The 26,224-nt window shown below is 42.0% G+C and carries 17 protein-coding genes, 1 tRNA gene, 2 rRNA genes and 1 riboswitch; of the genes, 14 read left to right on the forward strand and 6 right to left on the reverse strand.

Features of this window, described 5'->3' with window-relative positions:
* Positions 1–2 precede the first annotated feature (2 nt).
* The 12 genes from C9J46_RS07310 to C9J46_RS07365 all read left to right on the forward strand — a co-directional run bounded on the left by C9J46_RS07310 (position 3) and on the right by C9J46_RS07365 (position 16,384).
* A complete protein-coding gene (locus C9J46_RS07310; protein ID WP_107290710.1) occupies positions 3–2,129 on the forward strand; it encodes a polysaccharide biosynthesis tyrosine autokinase in 2,127 nt (708 codons plus the stop codon).
* Between the two features lie 65 nt (positions 2,130–2,194).
* Positions 2,195–3,433: an O-antigen ligase gene (locus C9J46_RS07315; protein WP_107206495.1), complete on the forward strand. Its 1,239-nt coding sequence runs from the start codon at positions 2,195–2,197 to the stop codon at positions 3,431–3,433.
* On the forward strand, positions 3,430–4,386 hold the full coding sequence (locus tag C9J46_RS07320) for an NAD(P)-dependent oxidoreductase (protein WP_107206494.1): 957 nt from the start codon (positions 3,430–3,432) through the stop codon (positions 4,384–4,386). Before C9J46_RS07315 ends, C9J46_RS07320 begins: the two co-directional genes overlap by 4 nt.
* A gap of 89 nt (positions 4,387–4,475) precedes the next feature.
* Positions 4,476–5,906 carry an oligosaccharide flippase family protein gene (locus C9J46_RS07325; RefSeq protein ID WP_107206493.1) on the forward strand — a complete coding sequence of 477 codons (1,431 nt, stop codon included), beginning with the start codon at positions 4,476–4,478 and terminating at the stop codon, positions 5,904–5,906.
* Positions 5,907–5,944: 38 nt separating this feature from the next.
* Positions 5,945–6,928: a glycosyltransferase family 2 protein gene (locus tag C9J46_RS07330; RefSeq protein WP_107206492.1), complete on the forward strand. Its 984-nt coding sequence runs from the start codon at positions 5,945–5,947 to the stop codon at positions 6,926–6,928.
* Complete coding sequence (locus C9J46_RS07335) at positions 6,921–7,853, forward strand: glycosyltransferase family 2 protein (RefSeq protein WP_107260262.1); 933 nt, start codon at positions 6,921–6,923, stop codon at positions 7,851–7,853. The genes C9J46_RS07330 and C9J46_RS07335 overlap by 8 nt, the downstream gene beginning before the upstream one ends.
* Before the next feature lie 29 nt (positions 7,854–7,882).
* A complete protein-coding gene (locus tag C9J46_RS07340) occupies positions 7,883–8,794 on the forward strand; it encodes a glycosyltransferase (protein WP_107206490.1) in 912 nt (303 codons plus the stop codon).
* A gap of 25 nt (positions 8,795–8,819) precedes the next feature.
* Positions 8,820–9,746 (forward strand): glycosyltransferase family 2 protein, encoded by a 927-nt coding sequence (locus C9J46_RS07345; protein ID WP_107246272.1) that lies wholly within the window; start codon positions 8,820–8,822, stop codon positions 9,744–9,746.
* An 8-nt stretch (positions 9,747–9,754) separates the two neighbouring features.
* Positions 9,755–10,603 (forward strand): glycoside hydrolase family 16 protein, encoded by an 849-nt coding sequence (locus tag C9J46_RS07350; RefSeq protein ID WP_107206488.1) that lies wholly within the window; start codon positions 9,755–9,757, stop codon positions 10,601–10,603.
* Between the two features lie 136 nt (positions 10,604–10,739).
* Positions 10,740–11,612, forward strand: a complete 873-nt coding sequence (gene galU / locus C9J46_RS07355) for a UTP--glucose-1-phosphate uridylyltransferase GalU (protein ID WP_107206487.1) — start codon at positions 10,740–10,742, stop codon at positions 11,610–11,612.
* 129 nt (positions 11,613–11,741) lie between these two features.
* Positions 11,742–14,567 carry an excinuclease ABC subunit UvrA gene (uvrA, locus tag C9J46_RS07360; protein ID WP_107246269.1) on the forward strand — a complete coding sequence of 942 codons (2,826 nt, stop codon included), beginning with the start codon at positions 11,742–11,744 and terminating at the stop codon, positions 14,565–14,567.
* 77 nt (positions 14,568–14,644) lie between these two features.
* Entirely contained in the window at positions 14,645–16,384 is a 1,740-nt protein-coding gene (locus C9J46_RS07365) for a PglL family O-oligosaccharyltransferase (RefSeq protein WP_107206486.1), read from the forward strand.
* 53 nt (positions 16,385–16,437) lie between these two features.
* Here the strand turns inward: C9J46_RS07365 and C9J46_RS07370 are convergent, their stop codons facing one another.
* Positions 16,438–17,556, reverse strand: a complete 1,119-nt coding sequence (locus tag C9J46_RS07370) for an alanine--glyoxylate aminotransferase family protein (RefSeq protein WP_107206485.1) — start codon at positions 17,554–17,556, stop codon at positions 16,438–16,440.
* A gap of 238 nt (positions 17,557–17,794) precedes the next feature.
* A riboswitch (Lysine riboswitch) is annotated at positions 17,795–17,979 on the forward strand.
* Positions 17,980–18,080: 101 nt separating this feature from the next.
* Here C9J46_RS07370 and lysC point away from each other — a divergent pair.
* Complete coding sequence (lysC, locus tag C9J46_RS07375; protein ID WP_107246265.1) at positions 18,081–19,451, forward strand: lysine-sensitive aspartokinase 3; 1,371 nt, start codon at positions 18,081–18,083, stop codon at positions 19,449–19,451.
* 82 nt (positions 19,452–19,533) lie between these two features.
* Here the strand turns inward: lysC and metH are convergent, their stop codons facing one another.
* Complete coding sequence (gene metH, locus C9J46_RS07380; protein WP_107206483.1) at positions 19,534–23,202, reverse strand: methionine synthase; 3,669 nt, start codon at positions 23,200–23,202, stop codon at positions 19,534–19,536.
* Between the two features lie 194 nt (positions 23,203–23,396).
* Between metH and C9J46_RS07385 the strand changes: the two genes are divergently transcribed.
* Entirely contained in the window at positions 23,397–24,677 is a 1,281-nt protein-coding gene (locus C9J46_RS07385; RefSeq protein ID WP_107290711.1) for a sodium:proton antiporter, read from the forward strand.
* A 50-nt stretch (positions 24,678–24,727) separates the two neighbouring features.
* Here C9J46_RS07385 and metA read toward each other — a convergent pair whose 3' ends face one another.
* The 4 genes from metA to rrf (C9J46_RS07405) all read right to left on the reverse strand — a co-directional run bounded on the left by metA (position 24,728) and on the right by rrf (C9J46_RS07405) (position 26,222).
* Positions 24,728–25,669 (reverse strand): homoserine O-succinyltransferase, encoded by a 942-nt coding sequence (gene metA / locus C9J46_RS07390; RefSeq protein ID WP_045185647.1) that lies wholly within the window; start codon positions 25,667–25,669, stop codon positions 24,728–24,730.
* Between the two features lie 190 nt (positions 25,670–25,859).
* Positions 25,860–25,975: ribosomal RNA gene (gene rrf / locus C9J46_RS07395) — 5S ribosomal RNA — on the reverse strand.
* Positions 25,976–25,983: 8 nt separating this feature from the next.
* Positions 25,984–26,059, reverse strand: a tRNA-Thr gene (locus C9J46_RS07400).
* Positions 26,060–26,106: 47 nt separating this feature from the next.
* A 5S ribosomal RNA gene (gene rrf / locus C9J46_RS07405) occupies positions 26,107–26,222 on the reverse strand.
* Positions 26,223–26,224: the final 2 nt, after the last annotated feature.

A 26,224-nucleotide genomic window follows, 5' to 3' on the forward strand; every position in this document is an offset into this window, starting at 1 on the left:
ATATGTTATTTAAATCACCAGAAGAGTTGGTTGTAAAAGACGAAACGATTAATTTCTCTAAATATTTTAATCGCATCAAAAATAATTGGCAGTGGATTGTGTTACTGACCGTGGTTTTCTGTACTGTCGTTTTTTTGAAGTCTCCATTAGCAACGAACTCTTATTCAGCAACATCAACATTAATGATTGATGCAACACCACTAAAACCGATTTCATTGCAAACTTTGCCCAATTACGATCCTACGCAAAAAGAATTTTATGCCACACAATATGCATTATTGCGTTCCAATGTGATTGCCGCAAAAGTGATCTCGAATTTAGATCTCACGAATAATTCTGCGTTTATGGGGACGGATGCATCACAACACGGTTCAATAAAAGCCAGAATTAAGCAATGGCTGATTGATTTAAAACAACCTTCTGATGGCAGTGTAAGTGTCAATGATAGTTTGACTCACACCACACCAGAACAATTAAAAGCATTGCAGATTTTTGCTAAAAACTTATTGATCACGCCTGTTGATAAAACCCAATTAGTAATGGTGACGTACACCTCTAAAGATCCAACTTTAGCAGCCAATATTGCTAATGCTGTAGGTCAGGCTTACATCAATTATTATGTCGATATTAATGAAGAGACAAATAAAAAAGCCTCTGACTGGTTAACCTCACGCTTAACCGAATTAAAAGCGCAACTTAATACTTCAGAGAAAAAACTCACTGACTACTTAGCCAAAGAGAAATTGGTTAATACGATTGCGGTTGATGAACTTGCTAATAGTGAATTGATTAACTTAACCAATCGGTTAGCGGCAGTAACTGATAAACGCTTACAAACAGAGTCCCTTTACACCACACTAAGAGGTAATCGTCATCTTAGTTACAACCAAATAGATTCAATCAGTGAAATCTCTAATCACCCACAAATTCGAGACATCACTAACGCGGAAACAGATGCTGAGAATCTGGTTGCAGAGCTATCAAAACGCTACGGTCCTAAACATGAGAAAATGCTTGAAGCAGAATCTCAACTAAGAGCTATTCGTGCGCGCAAAGATCGCATGCTGACACGTTTAGTTGAAGGTATTCATAAAGAACTTGAAAGCAACCAACGTCAAGAACAAGATCTCACCGCTGAAATAAACAAGAAAAAAGAAGAGTTCCAATCACTTGCTGTTAAAAAGTTACATTATCAGTCACTTAAACAAGAAGTGGATACCAATAAGCGGCTACTTCAAGCTTTTCTTGATCGCCAAAAAGAAACACTTGCAACAGATAACTACAAAGATTCTATTGCCCACTTTACGGACTACGCACTAAAAGCTTATCCGTCAGGCCCTAATATTAAAAAGAATGTTTTGATTGCAGGTATTGTTGGCTTTGGCTTAGCACTCTGTATTCTTTTTGCTATCCAGTTTTTCGATACCACGGTTGAATCATCAGAAGAGTTTGAACGTTACTTCGCACTCTTTTCATTAGGTGATCTCCCGTTTGTGAAACGTCTAGCGAAAAAGAAAGGTCCTATTGATGAACAAACGCTAAATATCAAAGAAAAACCCGCTTTCTTTGAAGGGATCCGTAACATAAGAACCGCATTGAATTTAGCATTAACCCCAGATCAACGTACCGTGATGATCACATCCGCATTAGCCAATGAAGGAAAGACTACACTTGCTGTTAATCTGGCACAATCATTAGCACAAACAGAGAAAGTGGCATTGATCCATGTCGATCTTCATAACCGTGGAACGGCACTATCAACACCGAAAGGATTAAGTGAGCTGCTCAATAATACGCTTTCTATCAATGATATTATGGCGAAATCTCACCTCGATAATTTGCTTGTCATTAACGCTGGTGAGCCCGTTTCCGATCCCCAAGAGCTGCTTTCATCATCGCGTTTTAATGCCATACTTGATGAATTAAAACAGCATGTTGATAAGATCATTATCGATACACCAGCAAGCCTTATTAGTAGCGATGCCTTAATTGTGGCAAAAATATCAGATGTAAATCTCTTAACTGTCGCTGCGAATAAAACCAAACGTAATGACATAGAGCAAGCGATACATAAGTTCAGTGCATATGGGATCAATATCGATGCCGTTATGATCAATAAAGTGATGTAACCGCTATTTAAAAAGGTTTAGCGGGCGGTTAACTATCTGTTATTCGCTCGCTTTAAATAATAACGATGCTTGAAATTAAAAAAGATACTGCAATAGGTATTACTGCCTCTTTCCTTATCACTTCTGCACTGGTTTGGAATACCTTTCTAGGATCGGTGGCCGCCCTATTATTTATTCTTGTCGGTGGCACCGTTATTATATTCCACCTTCACCGAACATTATTAGGAATCCAATATAATTGGATGGTGATGGTCTACCCGATACTCGCTTTGCTTTCCGTATTATGGTCACAATATCCAGAAGCGACATTTCGCTCATCAATACAATTTATTTTAACAACTGTGATAGGTATTGCCGTTGCCTATAACATCAAAAAAGAACAGTTCTTTGTCGGCTTATCAGGCAGCGTCATTATTATTATGGCGCTGAGCTTAGTCTCTCACCGGGTAGAGACGAACGGTATGACAGGAGAAACCGTTTTAATTGGTTATCTTGGTAGTAAGAACTTTTTAGCACAAACCGCTTCGATTGGTTTTTTCGTGGGATTTGGTTTGTTTTACACCCTAGCTAAGAATAAAGTCGAAAAGATTATCGGGCTATTGTCGATCGTCTTTTCTATTGCTGTCCTGTTAAAAGCCAAATCTCTGGGGGCGACAGTAACGTCTTTTGGCTCTATTTTTGCGTGCTTTTGTTTATATCATTTCTCCAATTTTGCGATCACCCAACGCGCACAAAAAGCGACCGTTAATCTGCTTTATTTGCTCGCTATGTGTGTCATCATTTTTGTCTATATCATCTTTGGCACTCCTGAATTTAACCACTTCATGATTGAAATCGGGAAAGATCCAACCTTAACCAGCCGAACACTAATTTGGGCTGAAGGGGATAAGGCCATTGCCCAAGCGCCCATTTTAGGTGCTGGCTATGATGCTATATTCCAGATTGGAAATCCGATCGGCGATGCGGTGTGGAAAATTGGTTTAGTACCACCAGGGGTGGGATTTAACTTCCATAACATGTTTATCCATTGGACAGTACATTTCGGTTATGTCGGCCTCACCATCTACCTTTTGATACTGGCACGACTGCTTTATAACATTCGTTTAATTGCCTGCGGACACTTTCAAAAAAGTGATTTCATTCCCGTTGCGTACTTTGTGTTTTTCATATCAAGAAGTGTGCTTGAAGTTGACTGGTTTGCCCAATTCACCCTCGCACATGTCATGTTTTGTTTTTGCTGGATTGAGCTAGAAAGTAGCGCTCACAAAGCAAAAAGATTAAATAATAAAGGTAATATTTCATGAAAACAGTGGCTATTTTTGGTGGTTCCGGTTTCATTGCTTCCCATTACATCAAGAAATTTATTGCTGAAGGGGTGAAGGTTTATTCGATTGATATTCGCGAGCCTAAAGTGCGTCACGATGAAGTTACTTACATAAACCATGACGTTAGAAACCTCAATGACTTAGTGATTGATGAGCCTATTGACTGTATTTACAACTTTGCTGCGATTCACACCACACCAGGGCACCCCACTCACGAGTATTACGAAACCAATATTGCAGGGGCTAATAACGTTTGTCAGTTTGCTGAGCGTAATAATATTAAAGAAATCGTCTTTACCAGTTCAATTTCGCCATACGGTCCAGGTGAAGAGCAAAAAGATGAAAATAGCCCATTAACGCCAAACTCAGCCTATGGCTACTCGAAAATGTTAGCTGAACAAATCCATAAAGCATGGCTTGAACGCAATAGTGAGCATCAACTGACTATTGTTCGTCCTGCTGTCGTCTTTGGCCCAGGTGAAGGCGGCAACTTTACTCGCCTTGCAGCAATGATGCGTAAAGGCTTCTTTGTCTACCCAGGTCGTAAAGACACCATTAAAGCCTGTATCTATGTGGAAGATTTGATCTTTGCCATTGAAGTGGCACGTGCAACAGACAATAACTTTGAATTATTTAACGGTGCTTACCCTGATCGTTATACCCTAGAACAAATCATCGAAGCATTTAAAGCAGAGCACTTTCCAGACGTTAAAGTCTATATGGTGCCAAAATTTGTGGTACTTGGTGCGGCTAAATTACTGCAATTGGTGAACTTTCTAAACATAGGTATTCATCCTGACCGCGTGATGAAGTTGATCCGCTCAACCAATGTTTACCCTGGCTGGTTAGTTGAAAACCACATAGAACTACCAGGCAACCTACAAACAGCGTTAACTCGTTGGTCTAAAGACACTGACGGTAAGTTCGACTAATTACCGCGCCAATGCGGCAAGTGTTCTCACTTGTCGTATTATTTTCCAGAGAGCCTTTCTCTTAGATACCAACATCAAAGAACATCTCTATGTCTAAGTCATCCATATCCGGTATGTTGTGGCTGTTTTCCAGTAAGCTATTTCCGCCGATCATTAACTTCGCTGTATTTACTTATACGGCAAGAATACTGGCTCCAGAAGACTTTGGTTTAGTCGCCCTTGCACTATCCATCATCTATATTATTTCAAGTTTTCTGCCCTCAGGCTGGCAAAGCGCGATTGTTAAATACCACGAGTTTGGCAAGCGCGAATTTAGTACCATTTTAGCGTTTCTTAGTTTATCGGGATTCGCTTTTGCACTGATCGCTTGTTTTGTTATTTCCTTAAACCTTTTTAGCTTTCAGTCTCAGGTATTTAATCTCGCTTTCTATTTAATGGCGATAAAAATGCCCTTTGATGCGGCAGGTCATACCCTCACGTTTATATTAGTTCGTGAGCAAAAATACAAAGCCTTGGGCTACCGCACTATTTTAGGTGCGATGGTTTCAGCTTTGACTATCCTCAGTTTGCTTTACTTTGATTTTAATATCTGGGCACTGGTGTTATCACAAACCATTATTTCGATTTTCAACTTGGTTGCTGTCTACATTCCGACTCGTAAAATGTTGGGCTGGTCATTCCGCTGGAGCTTAATTAAAGAAACGTGGGAATTTGGTTTATATAACACCCTAATCACAACCGTTGAGAGCATTTCTACCCACTTTGAATCTTTTGTGATTGGTAGCAACATAGGTAAATACGATTTAGGCTTTTTCAATATTGCCAAACGCTTATCGAATATCATCAACGATATCTTAACTGGCACGTCTTATGACATGTCATTGCCGTATTTATCCAACAGCCAAAACGATCAACAAAGTTTACAACGGGCGATCCGCCAAGCTTTATTCATTACAGGAGCGATCACCTCTCCACTGTTCGTATATGGCTTTATCTATTCTGAGACGATCTTCAATTTCTTGTTCTCAGAAAAGTGGATCACCTCGGCAGGTTATTTTCAGTTTTTCTGTATTGCATTTTTGTTTATCTCTTACAGCATGATCAACAAAACTGCGATCATCGTGACGAACCGATCTCGCTTGTGGTTTAGAGTACAAATGATCATTGCGGCTATTTATCTGCCGACATTGTACTTTGCCTCAACCATTGATATTCATGCAGTACTGTGGAGCTTCTTAGGTGTTAATGCACTGTATTTCTTCACCTCGACCTACTTGGTGACCAGTGAAATTAACACCTCGTTTTACCGCTATTTAAAAAGTTTATGGCCTATTTACACCGCATTAGGTATTACTGCATTCGCTGCGATGAATCTGCCTTTAATGCCGTTTACTCACGAGTTTTTCAATTTGTGCTTTAGCGCCATTCTCTTTTTAAGCTGTTATATCGTGTTGTTGCTCCTATTCTCACGACACTTTTTATCGATTGATTTATCCAATAAAAAAATCACCTTCCGCTAGTGATTTCTGCTTTTTAACTAAGACTTAAAGGTTATATTTTGAGCTGTTTAATTATCATTCCTTGTTTAAACGAAGCTGATCATATTGGTGATCTTTTAACGCATTTTTCTCCATCATTAACAGACAACAGTAAACTGGTTGTGGTTGATGGTGGCAGCCATGACGGCACGCAAGAAATCGTGGAGCGTTGGTCTGAAAAAGATGATCACATTGTATTGCTTCACAACCCAGATAAGATCCAAAGTGCTGCTATGAACTTAGCGGTGGATCAATTTGGTGACGATTATGAATACTTCATTCGTATTGATGCTCATGGTCAGTACCCAGATGATTTCATTGCGTCTTTACTCAGTGAAGCAGAAAAACACCAAGCGGATTCTGTTGTCGTCAGTATGTACACCGAAGGTCACACGCCTTTTCAAGTATCAGCGGCTATCGCGCAAAACTCCAAATTAGGTAACGGTGGCTCACCACACCGCAATGCACAAAATGATGGTAAGTGGGTTGAGCATGGTCATCATGCACTAATGAAAGTATCGGCATACCGCGCAGTAGGAGGCTATGATGAAACCTTCATCGCCAACGAAGATGCAGAATTAGATAAGCGTTTAACCGATGCGGGTTACAAAATTTGGCTAACGGGTCAAACGGACATGACTTACTTCCCTCGTAAAACGCCAGAATCGCTATTTAAGCAATACTACAACTATGGCAAAGGTCGTGCCGCTAACTGTATAAAGCACCACACGATCCCGAAACTGCGTCAGTTGATCCCATTATCAGTGGTACCTGTATTATTAATGGCGTTATTGCTTAGTGAGTGGCATTTTATTTTTGCTCTACCCGCTCTATTGTGGATCGCCGCCTGTTTACTCGTCGGCGCGACGGGTAAGTCAGATCAGTTCCCACTCAGTGCTAAGCTTTCAGGGATCCCAGCCATGATCATGCACTTTGGTTGGTCACTCGGTTTTTGTGCAGCCTTGCTCTTCCCAGCCTTCAGAAGGAAGCCTGTTCATGATTGATCCTAATGTAATTACGATCGGTTTATGTACATATCATCGCCAAGAAGTTACCGACACGCTCGATAGCTTGGCGAAGGTCGCGATCCCCGACGGTAAACAAATACAGATCGTGATCGCTGATAACTCGGTGGACGCTAATTCAAAAGCCTTAATCGAAAGCTACGCCGAGCAGTCGCCATTAGCGATTCATTATCTTCATGCGCCAGCCTCTAATATCTCAATTGCACGTAATGCTTGTTTAGAGTGGGCACTCAATCATAGTCAATATTTGATCTTCCTTGATGACGATGAATTTGTGGTAGAGAACTGGCTAAGCGCCCATCTTGATACCGCACAACGCGAACAAGCAGATGTGGTGATAGGCCCAGTACGTAGCATTTACCCAGAGCAAGCACCTGAATGGGTGAAAGCGCTCGATTTACAATCAGTAAAAGAGCCAATCATCGCACCAAGTGGCAAGATTGAAACCGCCAACTCCGGTAATACCTTAATCAACCTTGATTTTATTCGACAGCACCCACTGCGCTTTGATTTGGAATACGGTTGCTCTGGCGGTGAAGATTCGATTTTCTTTCGTCAGTTAACGATGAAAGGTGGCACCATTGCCTTTTCTCAGCAGGCAGAAGCCTCTGAGCATGTACCACTAGCACGCACCGAGTATGACTGGCTTTATCAACGTCGTTTTCGTTGTGGGCAAACCCACGGCAAGATGTTACTACTCGATAACGCGAGTACCTTCAATCGCTTAAAACAGACATTCCTCGCTGGCGCTAAAGCTGGATTTAGTTATGTCTATGCGTTGCGCTTTATAAATCAAGAAACCAGCCAAAAGTATTTTTGGAAGTTGCGCGTTGCCCTACACCTCGGCGTGGTAAGTGGTTTATTAGGCAAACAGCACCTCACTCAATACGGTGACACTCACTGATCTTGTTCGTTTTTATTCGTGGCTAAATTATGAAAAGAGTACTGCTCACAACCTTAACTACGGGCTCACGTATGGCGACATTCTGCCAGTGTATTGAGAGCCTACAGCAGCAAAATATCAATGATACATTTAGCATTGATATTTTGGTTGTTGAAAACAATAAAACTCACAATCAAGCGGTAGTTGAGGCGATTGCTCGGTATCAGCACACCCCTTTTACTATCCATCATCAATTGGAAACTACAGCAGGTATCCCTTTCGCTCGTAATAACGGGTTACGCTTCGGTCAACAGCAAGGCTTTGATTATTTGGCTTTTGTTGATGATGACGCAATTGCCGATCCAAACTGGATCCAAACGTTATTTGTCGCCTTACAAAATAATCAGGTTCAAGTGACTACAGGGCCACAATTTCCAATTTACCCTGATGACACTGCAACATTATATACCGCAGCCAAGGTTTACCATGAACGTAAACTGGCAGATGGTGCTGCGCTTTCTTGGGCGGCAACCAATAACGTTTTGCTTGATTTACACTTCTTTGCGCAAAACCAATTAGCGTTTAATAACCAGCTGATTTTCGGTGGTGAAGATAAGGCATTGTTCCAACAAGTTGGTCGTCATGACGGCAAGATATTATGGGTACAAAATGCGATCATTAGTGAGTTTATTAGCCCAGAGCGTCTTAATGTGAAATGGGCGCTCAAGCGTCGTTTCCGTATTGGTGCCACCGAGTTTCAAATTGAATCTTGCATTAACTCTCCTGCAAAAAGCTATGCTCGCTGCCTATTCAAAGGCTCCGCTTACTTAGCAAAAGGCGCACTGATGTTACTGCCGGATGCATTACTGCCAAGCCGTAGCATCCTCAATTCCTTAGGCGATCTTACCCATGGCTGTGGGTTCTTTTACGGCTTATTTGCCAACGTTAAAAGCTACACTTGATCTGACTTATTACGAGATTCTATAGATGGCAAATCCAATTCAAGTTTCCGTTGTCATGGCGGCATGGAACTCTGCTCAATTTATTACTCAAGCCATTGATTCTGTTTTGCAGCAAACCGACGTTGAGCTTGAAGTGTTAGTGGTCGATGACGCATCAACCGACAATACCGTGGAAGTTGTCAGCAAACATCCCGACCCTCGGGTAAAAGTGCTCACTAGTGAACAAAATGGTGGGCCGGGTGCAGCGCGAAATATTGGTTTTCAAGCGGCACAAGGTGAATGGATTGCAGTGGTCGATTCTGATGACGCGATGCAACCAGAGCGCCTTTCTGTCATGCTAAAAATGGCAGCGAATGATACCGACATCATTATTGATAACTTCTGTGAACAAACCGCAGATGGTGTACAAACAACACCGATTTATAACCGTGCTGAATTACCTGTTGGCGACTTCAGCCTTGCCCACCTCATTGCAACCAATTTAATGTTCAGTGATGTACATTCAACAGGTTATGTTAAGCCACTGTTTCGCAATGCGTTTATCAAACAACATCAAGTGCGATATTGGCCAGAAGTGAAGATTGGCGAAGACTATTATTTCTTGGCTAATTGCCTCGCTTTTGGTGCAAAAGCGCAAGTTGTCGATTACTGCGGCTATATTTATACCATTCGCGAAGGGTCTATCTCACGTGTCATTAATATCGAACATATCGATACCTTGCTGAAATATGACACCCAATTAGTTAATAGCTTTAACTTTGATGCCAGTGCGGTAAACGCTCAGCAATATCGCACTAAAAATATGAACACAGCGCGTAAATATTTAGAGATCGTTGCCAAGTTAAAGCACAAAGATCTTTCGGCATTTATCGACATGATTAAATATCCACACTCAGCATTATTATTATCGCTACCCGTAAAAAAGCGTCTCAATAGAGCACTTAACAAATAGGTTTTGTCATGAAAAAAACACTTCTTGCTAGCACATTACTTTTATTTTCTGGCTATAGCTTTGCCGCGCAACACGACACTTCATCTCACGTTGTTGATAAACAACACAAACGTTTAATATGGGCGGATGAGTTCAATTCAGGTACACGTCCGAACCCTAAAGATTGGACATACGAAACAAAGTTTATTCGTAATCAAGAAGATCAGTACTACACCACCAGCAGTAAAAACTCGCGTATTGAAAATGGAAACTTGGTGATTGAAGCGCTGAAAGAAACCGTACCAAATGCAGATTACAATCCCAACGGCACTCAGTGGTATCAACAACGTAAAGACGCCTATTACACCTCAGCCAGTTTAACCACCGCGGGAAAACATTCTTGGGTACATAAACGCGTTGAAGTACGCGCAAAACTACCGCAAGGGCGTGGCACATGGCCTGCTATTTGGCTACTCGGCGACAACATTAAAACCGTTGGCTGGCCTGCATGTGGTGAAATCGACATCATGGAGTATGTTGGCTACAACCCACACTTTGCATACTCTACGACCCATAAATCGGATCGTAACCAGACTTTAGGTAACTCCATACCAGGCGTGATCCAAGATGACAAATTAGAAGATGGTTTCCACACTTACGCAACAGAATGGGATAGTAATGAAGTTCGCTTCTACTACGATGGTAAGCTCTATCATACCCAGCAGCGTAACGGTGAAGCCTGGCCATTTGATAAGCCAATGTACCTGATTTTAAACCTCGCTATCGGTGGTGGCTGGGGGGGACAGAAAGGAATAGATAACTCTATTTTTCCACAGGAATTTTTAATCGATTATGTTCGTGTCTACGATCTGAAGTAACAAACTTTAAAGTCGCAAATAATGAAGTCTTTCGCATTTAAAAAGAAAGGTGCTCTATTTGCTGATATATGCATTAAGTCTTTAATAATATAGCAGTATAAAACGTAATAACTTTATATACATACTAGGATGTACGATGATAAAAAAATGTCTCTTTCCTGCCGCAGGCTACGGTACGCGCTTTTTACCCGCAACCAAATCAATGCCAAAAGAAATGATGCCCGTAGTTAACAAACCCTTGATTGAATATGGCGTAGATGAAGCAATCCAAGCAGGCATGAACCGCATTTGTATTGTGACAGGTCGTGGTAAAAACACCTTGATGGATCACTTTGATAAGAATTACGAGCTTGAGCATCAAATCAGTGGTACTAACAAAGAAGAGCTATTGGTTGATATTCGCGACATTATTGATTCAGCGTACTTCACTTACATTCGTCAGCGTGAAATGAAAGGCTTAGGCCATGCGATCCTAACAGGACGTGAGCTTGTAGGTAACGAACCCTTTGCTGTGATACTTGCCGATGACCTTTGTGTAACCGATGAAGAACAACAAGGCGTGCTGGCGCAAATGGCTGAGCTTTATAAGCAATTTCGCTGCTCCATTGTCGCGGTTGAAGAAGTACCAGAAGAAGAGACACACAAGTACGGCGTGATTTCAGGTCAAATGCTACGTGACGATCTATTCCGTGTTGATAACATGGTAGAAAAACCAGAGCCCGGCACTGCGCCAAGTAACTTAGCAATTATTGGTCGCTACATCCTTACACCTGACATCTTTGACATTATTGAACAAACAGAGCCCGGTAAAGGTGGCGAAATCCAAATTACTGATGCCCTAATGCAACAAGCACAAACAGGCTGTGTATTAGCATATAAGTTTAAAGGTAAACGTTTTGACTGTGGTAGTGTTGAAGGCTATATCGATGCAACTAACTATTGTTTTGAGCATGTTTACAAAAAAGGTAAACATAAAGAGCTAGCCCAACAGAAAACTGGCAAGAAATAAACACACAATCCCGCTTAACCGCGGGATTTTTTTTATCCATTTCACTGTGTTTTTACTCAGTATTTTTTGCTCATTATGATCCGCTGTGAAATACTAGTCGTTAAATAAAATAAAAGAATCATCACTGATATGGATAACATCGAAGTCAGGGGTGCTCGCACCCATAACCTTAAAAATATTAATCTAACGATCCCCCGCGATAAGCTCATCGTTATCACAGGGTTATCAGGTTCGGGGAAATCCTCTCTGGCTTTTGATACCTTGTATGCAGAAGGTCAACGTCGTTATGTTGAATCTCTTTCTGCCTACGCACGTCAGTTTTTATCCCTGATGGAAAAGCCTGATGTCGATCATATTGAAGGGCTTTCGCCTGCCATTTCCATCGAGCAGAAATCCACCTCGCACAACCCACGTTCAACCGTTGGTACGATTACCGAAATTTACGACTATCTACGTTTATTGTACGCCCGTGTCGGTGAGCCTCGCTGTCCAACCCATGACATTACGCTTGCAGCGCAAACTGTGAGTCAGATGGTCGACCAAGTCTTAGCCATGCCAGAAGGCAGTAAGCTAATGCTACTGGCACCTATCATTAAAGAGCGTAAAGGTGAGCACGTAAAAACGCTGGCGAACTTAGCTGCACAAGGTTATATCCGCGCCCGTATTGATGGTGAAGTTTGCGATCTTTCCGATCCACCAACATTAGAACTACATAAAAAACATACCATTGAAGTGGTCGTTGATCGCTTCAAAGTTCGTGACGATCTACAGATCCGCTTAGCCGAATCTTTTGAAACCGCTTTAGAGCTATCAGGCGGTAATGTAGTGATAGCACCGATGTCCGGTGAAGAAGGTGAAGAGCAGGTATTTTCTGCCAATTTTGCCTGTCCACACTGTGGTTATAGTATGCAAGAGCTTGAACCACGCCTGTTCTCGTTTAACAATCCAGCCGGTGCCTGTGGTACTTGTGATGGGCTTGGTGTTCAGCAGTACTTCGATCCCGAACGGGTGATTCAAAATGGCGAATTAAGTTTATCTGGCGGCGCTATACGCGGCTGGGATAAACGTAATTTTTACTATTTCCAAATGCTTAAATCACTTTCTGAGCATTATAAGTTTGACGTTGAAGCACCCTTTGATTCGCTATCGAAGAAAGTCAAAGAAGTCATTTTAAACGGTTCTGGCAATACAGAGATCGAGTTTAAATACATCAACGATCGTGGTGACATTACCGTAAGACGCCATCCATTTGAGGGGATCCTCAATAATATGGAACGTCGTTACCGTGAAACCGAATCAAACTCGGTACGTGAAGAGCTAGCTAAATTTGTTTCGACTAAGCCATGTGCAAGCTGTCATGGTTCACGCTTACGCCAAGAAGCACGTCATGTGTTTATTGGTGAGACTAACTTGCCGCAAATCTGTGAAATGAGTATTAGTGGCGCGCACCAATTCTTTGATGAATTAGCCTTAACGGGGCAACGGGCACAAATTGCAGAGAAGATCTTAAAAGAGATCAACGAGCGTTTAAGTTTCTTAATCAATGTTGGCTTAAACTACCTGAGCCTATCTCGCAGTGCCGATACTTTATCTGGCGGTGAAGCACAACGTATTCGTCTTGCCAGCCAAATTGGTGCGGGGCTTGTGGGCGTGATGTACGTTTTAGATGAGCCTTCCATTGGTCTCCACCAGCGTGATAACGAACGACTACTCAAAACCTTGATTCACCTACGTGATTTAGGCAATACCGTGATTGTAGTTGAACACGACGAAGATGCTATTCGTGCCGCTGATTACGTGATTGATATTGGCCCTGGTGCGGGTGTTCACGGCGGTAATATCATTGCGCAAGGTGGCGTTAAAGATATCTTAAAATCAAAAGAATCTTTAACAGGCCAATACCTTAGCGGGAAAAAAGCAATTGAAATTCCCACTGATCGCACACCGTTTGATCCCGAAAAAACCGTCAAACTACTGGGCGCTACCGGTAACAACCTAAAAGATGTCAATGTTGAAATCCCTGTTGGTTTATTTACCTGTATTACCGGTGTTTCTGGCTCAGGAAAATCAACACTTATTAACGATACCTTCTTTGAAATTGCTCATCACAAATTAAATGGTGCAACAACTGGCACACCTGCGCCGTATCGTGAGATCCAAGATCTAGAACATTTCGATAAGGTTATCGACATTAACCAAAGCCCGATTGGTCGTACTCCGCGTTCAAATCCTGCCACTTATACCGGTATTTTCACCCCTATTCGTGAGCTTTTTTCAGGCACTCAAGAAGCCCGTTCCCGTGGTTATAAACCAGGGCGTTTTAGTTTTAACGTTCGTGGTGGTCGCTGTGAAGCCTGCCAAGGTGATGGTGTTATTAAAGTTGAAATGCATTTTCTTCCCGATGTTTATGTCCCTTGTGATGCCTGTAAAGGAAAACGTTATAACCGTGAAACCTTAGAGATCCGCTACAAAGGTAAAACCATTGATGAAGTGTTAGAGCTTACGGTTGAAGATGCACGAGAATTCTTTGATCCGGTTCCCGCTATTGCAAGAAAGTTACAAACCTTAATGGATGTTGGTTTATCGTATATTCGTTTAGGTCAAGCGGCGACAACCTTATCAGGCGGTGAAGCACAACGTGTAAAACTCGCAAAAGAGTTATCGAAACGCGATACCGGAAAGACACTTTATATTCTGGATGAACCAACAACCGGATTACACTTCCACGATATTCAGCAGCTATTAACAGTACTGCATAAATTGCGTGATAAAGGTAATACCATTGTGGTGATCGAACATAACTTAGACGTAATAAAAACCGCAGATTGGATCATCGATCTTGGTCCTGAAGGCGGTAGCGGTGGTGGTGAGATCATTGCAACAGGAACACCTGAAGATGTAGCGAAAGTGAAAGGCTCACATACAGCAAGGTTCCTTAAACCGCTGCTAGGTTAGAATATGAAAACACGCTAGTATATGATAACAGGCTGATTTTATTCAGCCTGTTTGCTTATTCATACTCAGGAACAACCATGACAGTGTTACAACTCGAAGGTACCAGATTAGAAAAGAAACGGATTTCTAAACCATTGGTACGCTATTTCCTTGCAACAATCGGTGTTATTTTTATTGTTGCTATGCACTACTTCCAACATAATCCCGGCGGTTCAGGGCTTGAGCTCTCGTTTAACGCTGCAGTTTGGATCCCTTTTAGTTTTGCTATCTCCTTCGGCTTACTGGAAATTTGTCGCCAACAAATCTGGCGTTATTCACGCCTAACACTATTATTGTTTACTTGTTGTGTACTGCTGACTCTCCCCATTTTTTATTCCAATGCTGATGCAGGAGCGGCGTTTAATCGCTTGTTTACCTTGTGGGCTGGATTTCTGTTTTTTGTCAGCTTGCAGCAATTCGTTTTTACCCACCAGCAACGCCAACGTTTGTTATGGTTTATTTTAATTGGGGTACTCATTGAAGCCGTATTTGCGTGGTATCAATACCTTTGGATCCCAGCAAAGAACCCTATCGGCTATGACACTATCGCTAACCGCCCTTATGGTATTTTTCAACAACCAAATGTGATGGCGAGTTTTCTTGCAACAGGGCTTGTGATTGGTACGTATCTATTAGCACGTATTCCGCTATATCGCGGTAAATGGTCATGGCAACATGTCACTTTGCTGATAACACCTATACTAACGATTCCAATATTAGTGGTATTGAACTCTCGTACAGGCTGGCTAGGCGCAATTATCGGTATAGTACTAATGCTGCCGTATTTACGTCGCTTTGCCGCAAAACAAGCTCAACGTTTATGGTTGTTAATGATTACATTAGGGCTTTGTTTAGCATGGAATATTTCATCTACAGAGAATTGGTCACCAAAAGAAAACAGCACCAGTCTAGAAAGTTTAAGAGCAATCCACTTCCCACAAGCCTATGATATGTTTACTACTAAACCACTCACTGGTTATGGCTATGGAAAGTTTGAAGCAGCTTACATCACACAAACAGCGTTATGGCACAATGAAGATCCAGCACAACATGCAGGTGTTCCTAGCTTAGATCACCCACATAACGAGTTACTTTTCTGGGCAGACGAAGGCGGTATAGTCCCACTTATCGGCTTATTGCTTGCTGCATTTGCGGTAATGGTAAAAATAAGAAAAGCGCCTAATGGTACCCAGTTAGCCTTAATAGGATTGTTTTTCCCTATCGTTCTGCATACCCAACTTGAGTATCCTTTCTACCATTCATTAGTCCATTGGCTGATCTTTATCATACTGATATTTTGGGTAGATAACCTCACCACCAAATATCATCGCCAATCATTAAGCTACGTACTAGGGCTGAAAGTTTTCGCACTTATTGTACCAATTTTTATCTCTAGCTTTATGATAACAACCCTGTATTCAGGTTGGCAGTTAACTAAATTTGAAACCACTCGACCAGTCAATATTGAATACTTACTAAAGGTGAATAATCCATGGTCGTGGAAAAACCGTTTTGATTGGGATTTGCAGTTAACCCAGTTACAACTCGGAATTAGCAGTAATAAGCCAGCATTAATTGAAGACTATATTCAATGGGCAACCGAGAAAGCGAAAACATGGCCGCGACCGGCACTGTATCAAAACCTGATCCTCGCTTACGATGCCCTCGGCAATAAAGAGCAAGCATCACAAATCAGAGATGAAGCGCTGTTCTTATTCCCATCTTTAAATTTTGAGCAGCAAAACAGCGAAGCAAAGGCAACGTCTGCTGCTAAATAACTATAAAAAATGGCTACCCAATTGGTAGCCATTTTTATTTACTCATCAATAAATTACTTCAATGTGGTTTCTAGCACTTTTAAGCACAGCGCAACATTTTCACTTCTCGCACCATAGCCCATCAAACCGATACGCCACGCTTTACCTGCCAACGCACCTAAACCTGCTCCGATTTCCAAGTTGTAACGTTGCAGCAACTCATTACGTACCTCAGCATCATCAACGCCTTCAGGGATATAAACCGCATTGAGTTGGGGCAAACGTGACATTTCTTCTACCACAAATTGGATCCCAAGCTTTTCAAGCCCTGCTTTAAGCTCTTCATGGACATTTCGATGGCGCTGCCATGCATTTTCTAACCCTTCGTTTTGCAATAATACCAAGGCTTCATGCAACGCATATAAACTGTTTACAGGTGCAGTATGGTGATAGCTACGCTTACCTTCACCACTCCAATAACCTAGCACCAAACTTTGATCTAAAAACCAGCTTTGTACTTTGGTTTTACGTCGTTGGATCTTATCAATCGCCTTTTGAGAAAACGTTAATGGCGATAACCCCGGCGTGCAGGACAAACACTTTTGGCTACCTGAATAAACCGCATCTAATTGCCACTCGTCCACCAGCAAAGGAACACCACCAAGTGATGTCACCGCATCAACAATCGTTAAGCAATCATGTTTACGGGCAATTTCCGCCAATGTTTTCGCATCACTCAATGCGCCGGTTGAGGTTTCGGCATGTACAAAAGCAACAATTTTAATTTCAGGATCGTTTTGTAACGCTTGATCCACTAAATAAGGATCAACCGCCGCCCCCCATTCGTTATCCACAACGATAGCAACACCACCACAACGCTCGACATTTTCCCGCATCCGTTCCCCGAAAACGCCATTACGGCAAACTAGTACTTTATCCCCAGCTTCAACGAGATTAACAAAGCAGGCTTCCATTCCTGCACTACCTGGCGCTGAAACAGCGATGGTAAAGGCATTTTGGGTTTGAAAGGCATATTGCAACAATTGTTTTAATTCATCCATCATGCCGATAAATAATGGATCAAGGTGCCCTACCGTAGGACGACTAAGCGCTTGTAATACTTGCGGATAAATATCTGATGGTCCCGGCCCCATGAGGGTTCGATGCGGTGGGATAAAGCTGGTAATTGTCATTCTTTTGCTCCGTAAAGTCATTGTCCCTGTCGATATTTTTATGTGGAACGCGTTGCTATCTATTTTAGAGTATTAGAGCCCCTTCATTGGTGCAAGCGACCTATACCGATCCCATGACACACATTGACGAAATATCATATGTAAATAAATTGTCATATTCCATTTGACAACAGGGTGATGAATCTTATTCAATAAGATGATATTTTATTCAAGCACTTATTATTCAAACAGTACGACTTTAAACGGAAGAGGAGCGTTACCTAGGTATCATAATGACAGGACCCCATCCAATCGCCATTATGAGAGGGAGAGTAACGCCGAGGTATAACTGATTAGGGGATGAGTTATATCGGCTATGAAGGTTGAATCCTTCTAGCTGTCACCAAGGTCAATGATTGACATTGGTGGGGAGCTTCTGGGTGAGTGACTATTCACCTCTTATGCTCTCCTGACAGGATGTCGGGAATACTCCCGAAAAAATAGCCTACCTTGTGATGTGTTTACTATTTAGGGAGAAATTAATTATGGACAAGGCTGCAACACATTCAGATTCACTCACTGTCGCAAAATTTGGCGGTACCAGTGTTGCTGATTACACCGCAATGAGCCGAAGTGCTGCCATTGTTATTGCTAATCCAGACACTAAAATTGTGTTAATCAGCGCCTGCTCTGGTGTCACGAATATTCTGGTAGAACTTGCTAATGGCGTGAGCGATTCAACGACCCGCCAACAGCGCATTCAGACACTGACCCAAACCCACCAAGATGTTCTTGATCAACTTCAGCACCCAGAAAATATTCAAGACGCTATTTACGGCCTACTTGATAACATCGCAACCTTAGCTGAACATGCGGCATCAACAACCTCTGCACAATTGACCGATCAAATTGTTAGCCATGGCGAGCTGCTTTCAACCCATCTTTTTAGTCAAATATTAGTCGAGCTAAACGCCCCAGCTGTACGTGTAGATATTCGTTCCATCATGCGTACTGATGATCAATTTGGTAAAGCGATCCCACAGCCAGAAACAATTAAGCAATTAGCGACTGAGCAATTATTACCACTATTAGACAATAATATCGTGGTATCACAAGGCTTTATTGGATCAAACAGCCAAGGTGTTACGACAACACTTGGTCGTGGGGGGAGTGACTATAGTGCCGCTTTAATCGCAGAAGCCGTAAATGCTAGCACATTAGAGATTTGGACTGACGTACCGGGTTTATACACTACCGACCCACGTATTACATCGGCCGCTAAACCGATCAAAGAGATCAGTTTTAGCGAAGCATCTGAAATGGCAAACTTTGGTGCTAAAATTTTACACCCATCAACCCTAGTACCTGCTGTTCGTCAACAGATCCCAGTATTTGTAGGTTCATCAAAAGCACCAGAGCAAGGCGGTACTTGGATCAGACAATCCGTTGAAGAAGCGCCACTATTTAGAGCACTCGCATTACGTGCCAACCAAACCATGGTGACACTCACGAGCTTAAATATGTTCCATGCATATGGCTTTTTAGCAGAAGTCTTTCGTATCTTGGCTGAACATAAAATCTCAGTTGATCTCATCACAACCTCAGAGGTCAGCGTTTCACTGACCTTAGATCAAACTGATACGGGTGGCGGTGCGCCAACGCTTCCGCTTCAAGTCGTTGAAGAATTAAGCCAATTATGTGTGGTTGACGTCGAGCAAGGGCTATCACTGGTTGCACTTATCGGTAACCAAATGAGTGATACGAAAGGCTCAGCCAAAGATATCTTTGGCGCGCTAGAAGATCATAACCTTCGTATGATTTGCTACGGCGCTAGCCCACATAATTTATGTTTCTTAATTAATGAAGATGAAGCTAAAGACGTGGTTCGCACACTGCACGCATCTTTATTGGAATAAGCTCTTTCTAACTAACCCAAATAAAGTTCCGATAAACAAAAAGGCGCATTGAGCGCCTTTTTTATTCACTATCGATTAAGCATTAAAGATTTGGGCCTAACCATTTCTCAGCTTCGATCAAATCCCAACCTTTTCGATCGGCATAACTTTCTAACTGATCTTGCTGGATCTGAGCAACCGCAAAGTAACGAGAATCAGGATGTGAGAAATACCATCCCGAAACTGCAGCACCAGGCCACATTGCGTAACTTTCCGTTAGTGCCATGCCAGTATTTTTCTCAGCATCAAGTAACTGCCAAATAGCACCTTTTTCGGTATGCTCAGGACATGCGGCGTAACCAGGTGCAGGACGAATACCTTGATACTTTTCTCGGATCAAATCGTCATTATTCAGATTTTCATCAGCTGCATAACCCCAAATATCTTTACGTACCATTTCATGCATACATTCAGCAAAGGCTTCCGCTAATCGATCCGCAACAGCCTGTACCATAATGGCATTGTAATCATCACCTTTTGCTTTAAATTGCTCAGCAATGTCATATTCACCAATCCCACCTGTTACCGCAAAAGCGCCAATCCAATCAGCCTTGCCGCTCTCTTTAGGCGCAATATAGTCAGATAAACAATAGTTAGGACCTTTCGGCTTTTTGGTTTGCTGACGTAAACCATGCAGCACAGTTAAAACATCAGTTCGGCTATCGTCTGTGTACACTTCAATATCATCACCGACATTATTGGCAGGGAATAAACCACACACACCGTTAGCTTTAATCATGCCTGTTTTCTCGATCTCATCTAAGATTTTATTAGCATCATTAAACAACTTAGTCGCTTCTTCACCCACAACTTCATGACGAAGAATCGTTGGGTATTTACCACTTAATGACCACGTCATGAAAAATGGCGTCCAATCGATATACTTACGAATTTCAGCTACAGGAAAATCAGTGAAGGTGTGAACACCGGCTTTTTTCGGTACTGGCGGCGTATAATTTTGCCAATCAATATTAACCGCATTAGCACGTGCTTCTTCTAACGAAATAGGTGCGGTACGTGGTTTCTTACGCGCATGTTGCTCACGTACCACATCGTACTCTTGGTTTAAACGCTCAACAAACGCTGGCTTTTGTTCATCAGACAATAACGCAGAACAAACACCTACTGCGCGTGATGCATTAGATACATACACTACTGGCTGATTGTAGTTTTGCTCAATCTTAACCGCCGTGTGGGCTTTAGAAGTTGTTGCACCACCGATAAGCAAAGGGATATCAAATCCTTGTCGCTCCATTTCTTTGGCAACATGGACCATTTCATCAAGCGATGGCGTGATCAAACCCGACAAGCCAATAATATCGACGTTTTCTTCTTTGGCGACTTTTAGAATTTTATCGCATGACACCATCACCCCAAGATCGATGATCTCGTAGTTATTACATTGCAGTACCACACCAACTATATTCTTACCAATGTCGTGAACATCGCCTTTAACGGTTGCTAGAAGAATTTTACCGTTGGTTTGTCCAGCTTGTTTTTCTGCATCAATATACGGTTCTAAATAGGCAACCGCTTGTTTCATTACTCGAGCCGATTTTACGACTTGCGGTAAGAACATCTTACCTTCACCAAATAGATCACCAACAACGTTCATCCCAGCCATTAATGGGCCTTCGATCACTTCGAGTGGTTTACTGGCTTTCTGACGAGATTCTTCAGTATCTTCAACAATAAATTCGGTTATACCTTTAACTAGCGCATGCTCTAAACGCTTTTCAACTGGCCATCCACGCCATTCTGCAGCGCTGCGATCTTCTTCAACATTACCGCTATCTCTGTATTTAGCGGCAATGTCTAATAAGCGCTCTGTACTATCATCACGGCGATTAAGCACAACGTCTTCAACCGCATCGCGTAATTCATCAGGCAAATCATCATAAATAGCAAGTTGGCCTGCGTTGACAATTCCCATGTCCATACCGTTTTTAAAGCAGTAATACAGGAAAACAGCGTGAATGGCCTCACGTACCGCATTGTTACCACGGAAAGAGAACGAAACATTCGACACCCCGCCTGATACCATGGCATACGGCAGTGTACGTTTGATATCCCCTACCGCTTCAATAAAATCAACGGCGTAATTGTTGTGCTCTTCAATACCGGTCGCAACAGCAAAAATATTAGGATCAAAAATAATATCTTCAGGTGGAAAGCCGACTTCATCAACCAACACACGATAAGCATTAGTACAAATTTCAATTTTACGTTCGCGAGTATCCGCCTGACCAACTTCATCAAATGCCATCACGATAATCGCAGCACCATAACGACGAAGTAATTTCGCTTGAGTGATAAAGTTATCTTTACCTTCCTTCATCGAGATAGAGTTAACAACAGGCTTTCCTTGTACACATTTAAGCCCTGCTTCTAACACTTCCCATTTAGAAGAATCGACCATAATAGGCACTTTCGATATTTCAGGCTCTGTAGCACAAAGGTTTAAAAAGCGTACCATTGCAGCCTTCGCATCAAGCATCCCCTCATCCATATTAATATCGATGATTTGAGCCCCAGCCTCCACTTGCTGACGAGCAACCTCTAATGCTTCATCATAAAGCTCTTCTTTGATTAAGCGCTTAAATCGAGCAGAGCCTGTCACATTGGTACGTTCACCAACGTTAATAAATAAGGTATCAGCATCAATCGTTAACGGCTCTAACCCTGATAAACGGCAAGCAATTGGAATATCAGGTAATTGGCGAGGTTTAAGATTTTGAGTCGCTTCATACATATGGCGGATATGTTCTGGCGTAGTACCACAACAGCCCCCCACCATATTGAGAAAACCACTTTTCGCCCACTCGCGGATATGTTCCGCCATTTCTTCAGCTTCAAGATCATATTCGCCAAAGGCATTGGGTAAACCTGCATTTGGGTGAGCTGAAACAGCACATTCTGAAATACGCGATAACTCTTCAACATACTGACGTAATTCATCAGGCCCAAGCGCACAGTTCAAACCAAAGGAAATTGGTTTAACATGACGTAATGAGTTATAAAACGCTTCCGTTGTTTGTCCAGAAAGAGTACGTCCCGAGGCATCTGTTATGGTGCCTGAAATCATCACTGGTAGTTCAAAACCCAACTCTTCAAAAACCCCTGAAACGGCAAAAGCACAAGCTTTAGCATTCAAGGTATCAAAGATAGTTTCAAGCAAGATAATATCGGCGCCACCTCGAATTAAGGCATGTGTCGATTCAGAATAGGCTTCAACTAGTTCATCAAAGGTAACATTACGATAGCCAGGATCGTTAACATCAGGAGAGATAGAGCAAGTACGGTTTGTCGGTCCTAAAACACCGGCAACAAAACGTGGTTTTTCTGGTGTTTTAGCGGTCCATTCATCGGCAGCAAGACGAGCGAGACGCGCTGCTTCATAGTTAATTTCCGCGCTCAACGATTCCATGTCGTAATCCGCCATCGCAATCGTTGTAGCATTAAAAGTGTTGGTTTCTAGAATATCCGCCCCAGCTTCTAAATACGCGAGGTGAATATCTTTAATCAGCTGGGGTTGGGTTAATACTAAAAGATCATTATTCCCTTTTAGATCAGAATGCCAATCAGCAAATCGTTGACCTCGATAATCATCTTCTTCCAATTTATAACCTTGGATCATGGTGCCCATGCCACCATCAATGATCAGGATTTGCTCTTCCAACCGCTTATGCAGTAATTCCTTGCTGTTTAACACGTCACTACATCCTTATAATCCATTACAGCTTTGTAACATCCTACCACACTTCAATTGGGGATAAAGAAAGCTAAATATAATTTACACAACAAAAGCTTTTCAAAATAAAACAAATTATCAGTAGCCATTAATTACTGATGGTTTTACTATTTCGTCACAAGTTTTCTAACAACCCACCAATCTAGAGGTTACGCATGTCGGTCTATAGCACACTCTGCTTTCTGGCTGCAGCAGCAATGCTTATTGCTTTTGTAAACAGTAAAATAGGTAAGATGCAAACAACCATTGCCATCACTGCCGGATCATTAATCCTGTCACTATTGATCATCATTGCGGGACACAACGGTTGGTTCCATCTTGAAGATGTTGCCGCGACTCAAATCAGCAAAATAAACTTTGAAGATTTTCTCTTAAAAGGCATTTTAGGGTTCTTATTATTTGCTGGCGGCTTAGGTATCAAGTTACCCCATCTTGAAGATCAAAAATGGGAAATTACCGTATTAGCACTGGGCGCCACTTTATTCTCCACCTTTTTTATTGGCTTTAGTCTATGGGGTATCTGTCAAGTTATCGGGATTCAACTTGATCTGATTTACTGTTTACTCTTTGGTGCATTAATTTCACCGACAGATCCTATTGCTGTATTAGCTATCGTTAAGAAAATGAATGCGCCTCGACGTATTTCGACTCAAATCGAAGGCGAGTCTTTATTTAATGATGGGTTTGGCCTCGTTATCTTCGTCACCATGTTTACCATTGCTTTTGGTGATACCGCACCAACAGTGATGGGCGTAACCCAGCTATTCTTACAAGAAGCGATTGGTGGCATTGCTTACGGCTTTATTCTTGGTCTAGTTTTCCACTACCTCATTAGCTCAACCAATGATCACTCTATGGAATTACTGCTTACTATCGGTATTCCAACCGCAGGTTATGCTTTAGCAGAAGTTCTTCATGTTTCAGGCCCGCTTGCTATGGTGGTATCTGGGATCATGATTGGTAACTGGACCCGTTATATTGGCTTTTCAAAAGAAAGTGAAGAGCACCTAGATCACTTCTGGGAATTGGTTGATGAATTCCTAAATGGGGTCTTATTCCTGTTAATTGGTATGACCATGCTTGATTTTAGCTTCCACCAAGAAGACTGGATCCTAATGATTATTGCCGTACCTTTAGTTCTTCTAAGCCGTTACATCAGTGTCAAACTGCCATATGTGGGCTTCAATCGCTACCGCCAGTACAATCCAATGTCAGTCAAGATACTCACTTGGGGTGGCTTACGCGGTGGTTTAGCATTAGCAATGGCGATGGCTATTCCTGCTGGAGTCATGGTAATTCCTGAGAAAGGTATCGATGTGCGAGAAATCATCCTCGTAATGACATATTCAGTGGTTGTATTCTCGATCCTGATCCAAGGTTCAACCATTACCCCATTAATTGAAAAAGCCAAGCTTTGGGAATTAAAAAATAAATAAGTAATTATTCCATCAACAAAAAAGCCTGCACTTCAATGCAGGCTTTTTTATTATTCGTCTTTCGTAAAACTCGCTTCGGAGAAGTGCTCTAAATCGTAAGGCGTTTGCTGATATACACAATAGTTTAGCCAATTACTAAATAGTAAATGACCATGACTACGCCAACTCGCAATAGGTGCATTCGAAGGATCATTCTCAGGATAATAGTTCACAGGTACTGCTGGCTCCATCCCTTGTTCGCTATCTCGTACAAACTCATTATGCAATGTATCTACATCATATTCAGGATGCCCCGTTACGAATACATTACGTTTATCTTTTGTTGCTGCTAAATATACTCCAGCCTGCTCTGAAGTCGCTAATATATCAAGATCAGTATGCTTGGTTAAATAATCATGAGAGAAGTCAGCATAGCGAGAATGGGGGGCAAAGAAAGTATCATCAAACCCTCGTAGTACCGGGTGATGACAATCATGAATTCGATGTTGATAAACACCTGATAATTTCTCTTTTCGTGTACGCTTCGGCAAGTCATAGAGAAGTTTTAGCCCAGCTTGAGCAGCCCAACAAACAAACATAGTTGATGTTACATGCTCTTTTGCCCAATTCATGATGATTTGAATTTCTTCCCAATAAAGCACATCTTCAAATTGAACTAAACCTAACGGCGCTCCCGTTACAATCAATCCATCAAAATTACGTTGCTTCACCATTTCAAACTGACGATAAAAAGTATCTAAGTGTTCTTGAGGAGTATTTTTTGTTGGACGATTATCGATTCGTAATAGCTCTACATCTACTTGAATTGGGCTATTGGATAATAAGCGTAAGAACTGTGTCTCTGTCTCAATTTTTTTTGGCATTAAATTTAATAATAATACCTTCAACGGACGGATCCCCTGGCTAGCAGCACGCTTCTCTGTCATCACAAAGATATTTTCACTGCGCAGAATATCAGTAGCAGGTAGGCGATCAGGTATTTTTATTGGCATCTTTGTTGACTCCTTTCGACACAAGATGTTTAGCCGTCTAAACTTCCATCAACGTTATAGAAAAAGAAAGGCAGACGCAAGTTTAGTGCAAAATAATAACATAATAGATAAATATAGAGATAAAGAGATATGGGAAATATGAGGGCTTATAAACGAGAAAACCCAGCCGAAGGCTGGGTTTTAAAATAAGATTTAGCGATGTCCTACTCTCACATGGGGAGGCCCCACACTACCATCGGCGCTACAACGTTTCACTTCTGAGTTCGGCATGGGATCAGGTGGGACCGCTGTGCTATGGTCGCTAAACAAATAAATGGTGCTAGTACCCAGATTTGAACTGGGGACCTCACCCTTACCAAGGGTGCGCTCTACCAACTGAGCCATACCAGCACACAAAGCTTGTATGAAAGCTGCTTATGCAACATTCTAAATTTGAAGCCTGGCGATGTCCTACTCTCACATGGGGAGACCCCACACTACCATCGGCGCTATTACGTTTCACTACTGAGTTCGGCATGGGATCAGGTGGGTCCATAACGCTATGGTCGCCAAGCA

Origin of the sequence: Photobacterium sp. GB-36, assembly GCF_003026135.1 — a bacterium.
Classification (GTDB): Bacteria; Pseudomonadota; Gammaproteobacteria; order Enterobacterales; family Vibrionaceae; genus Photobacterium.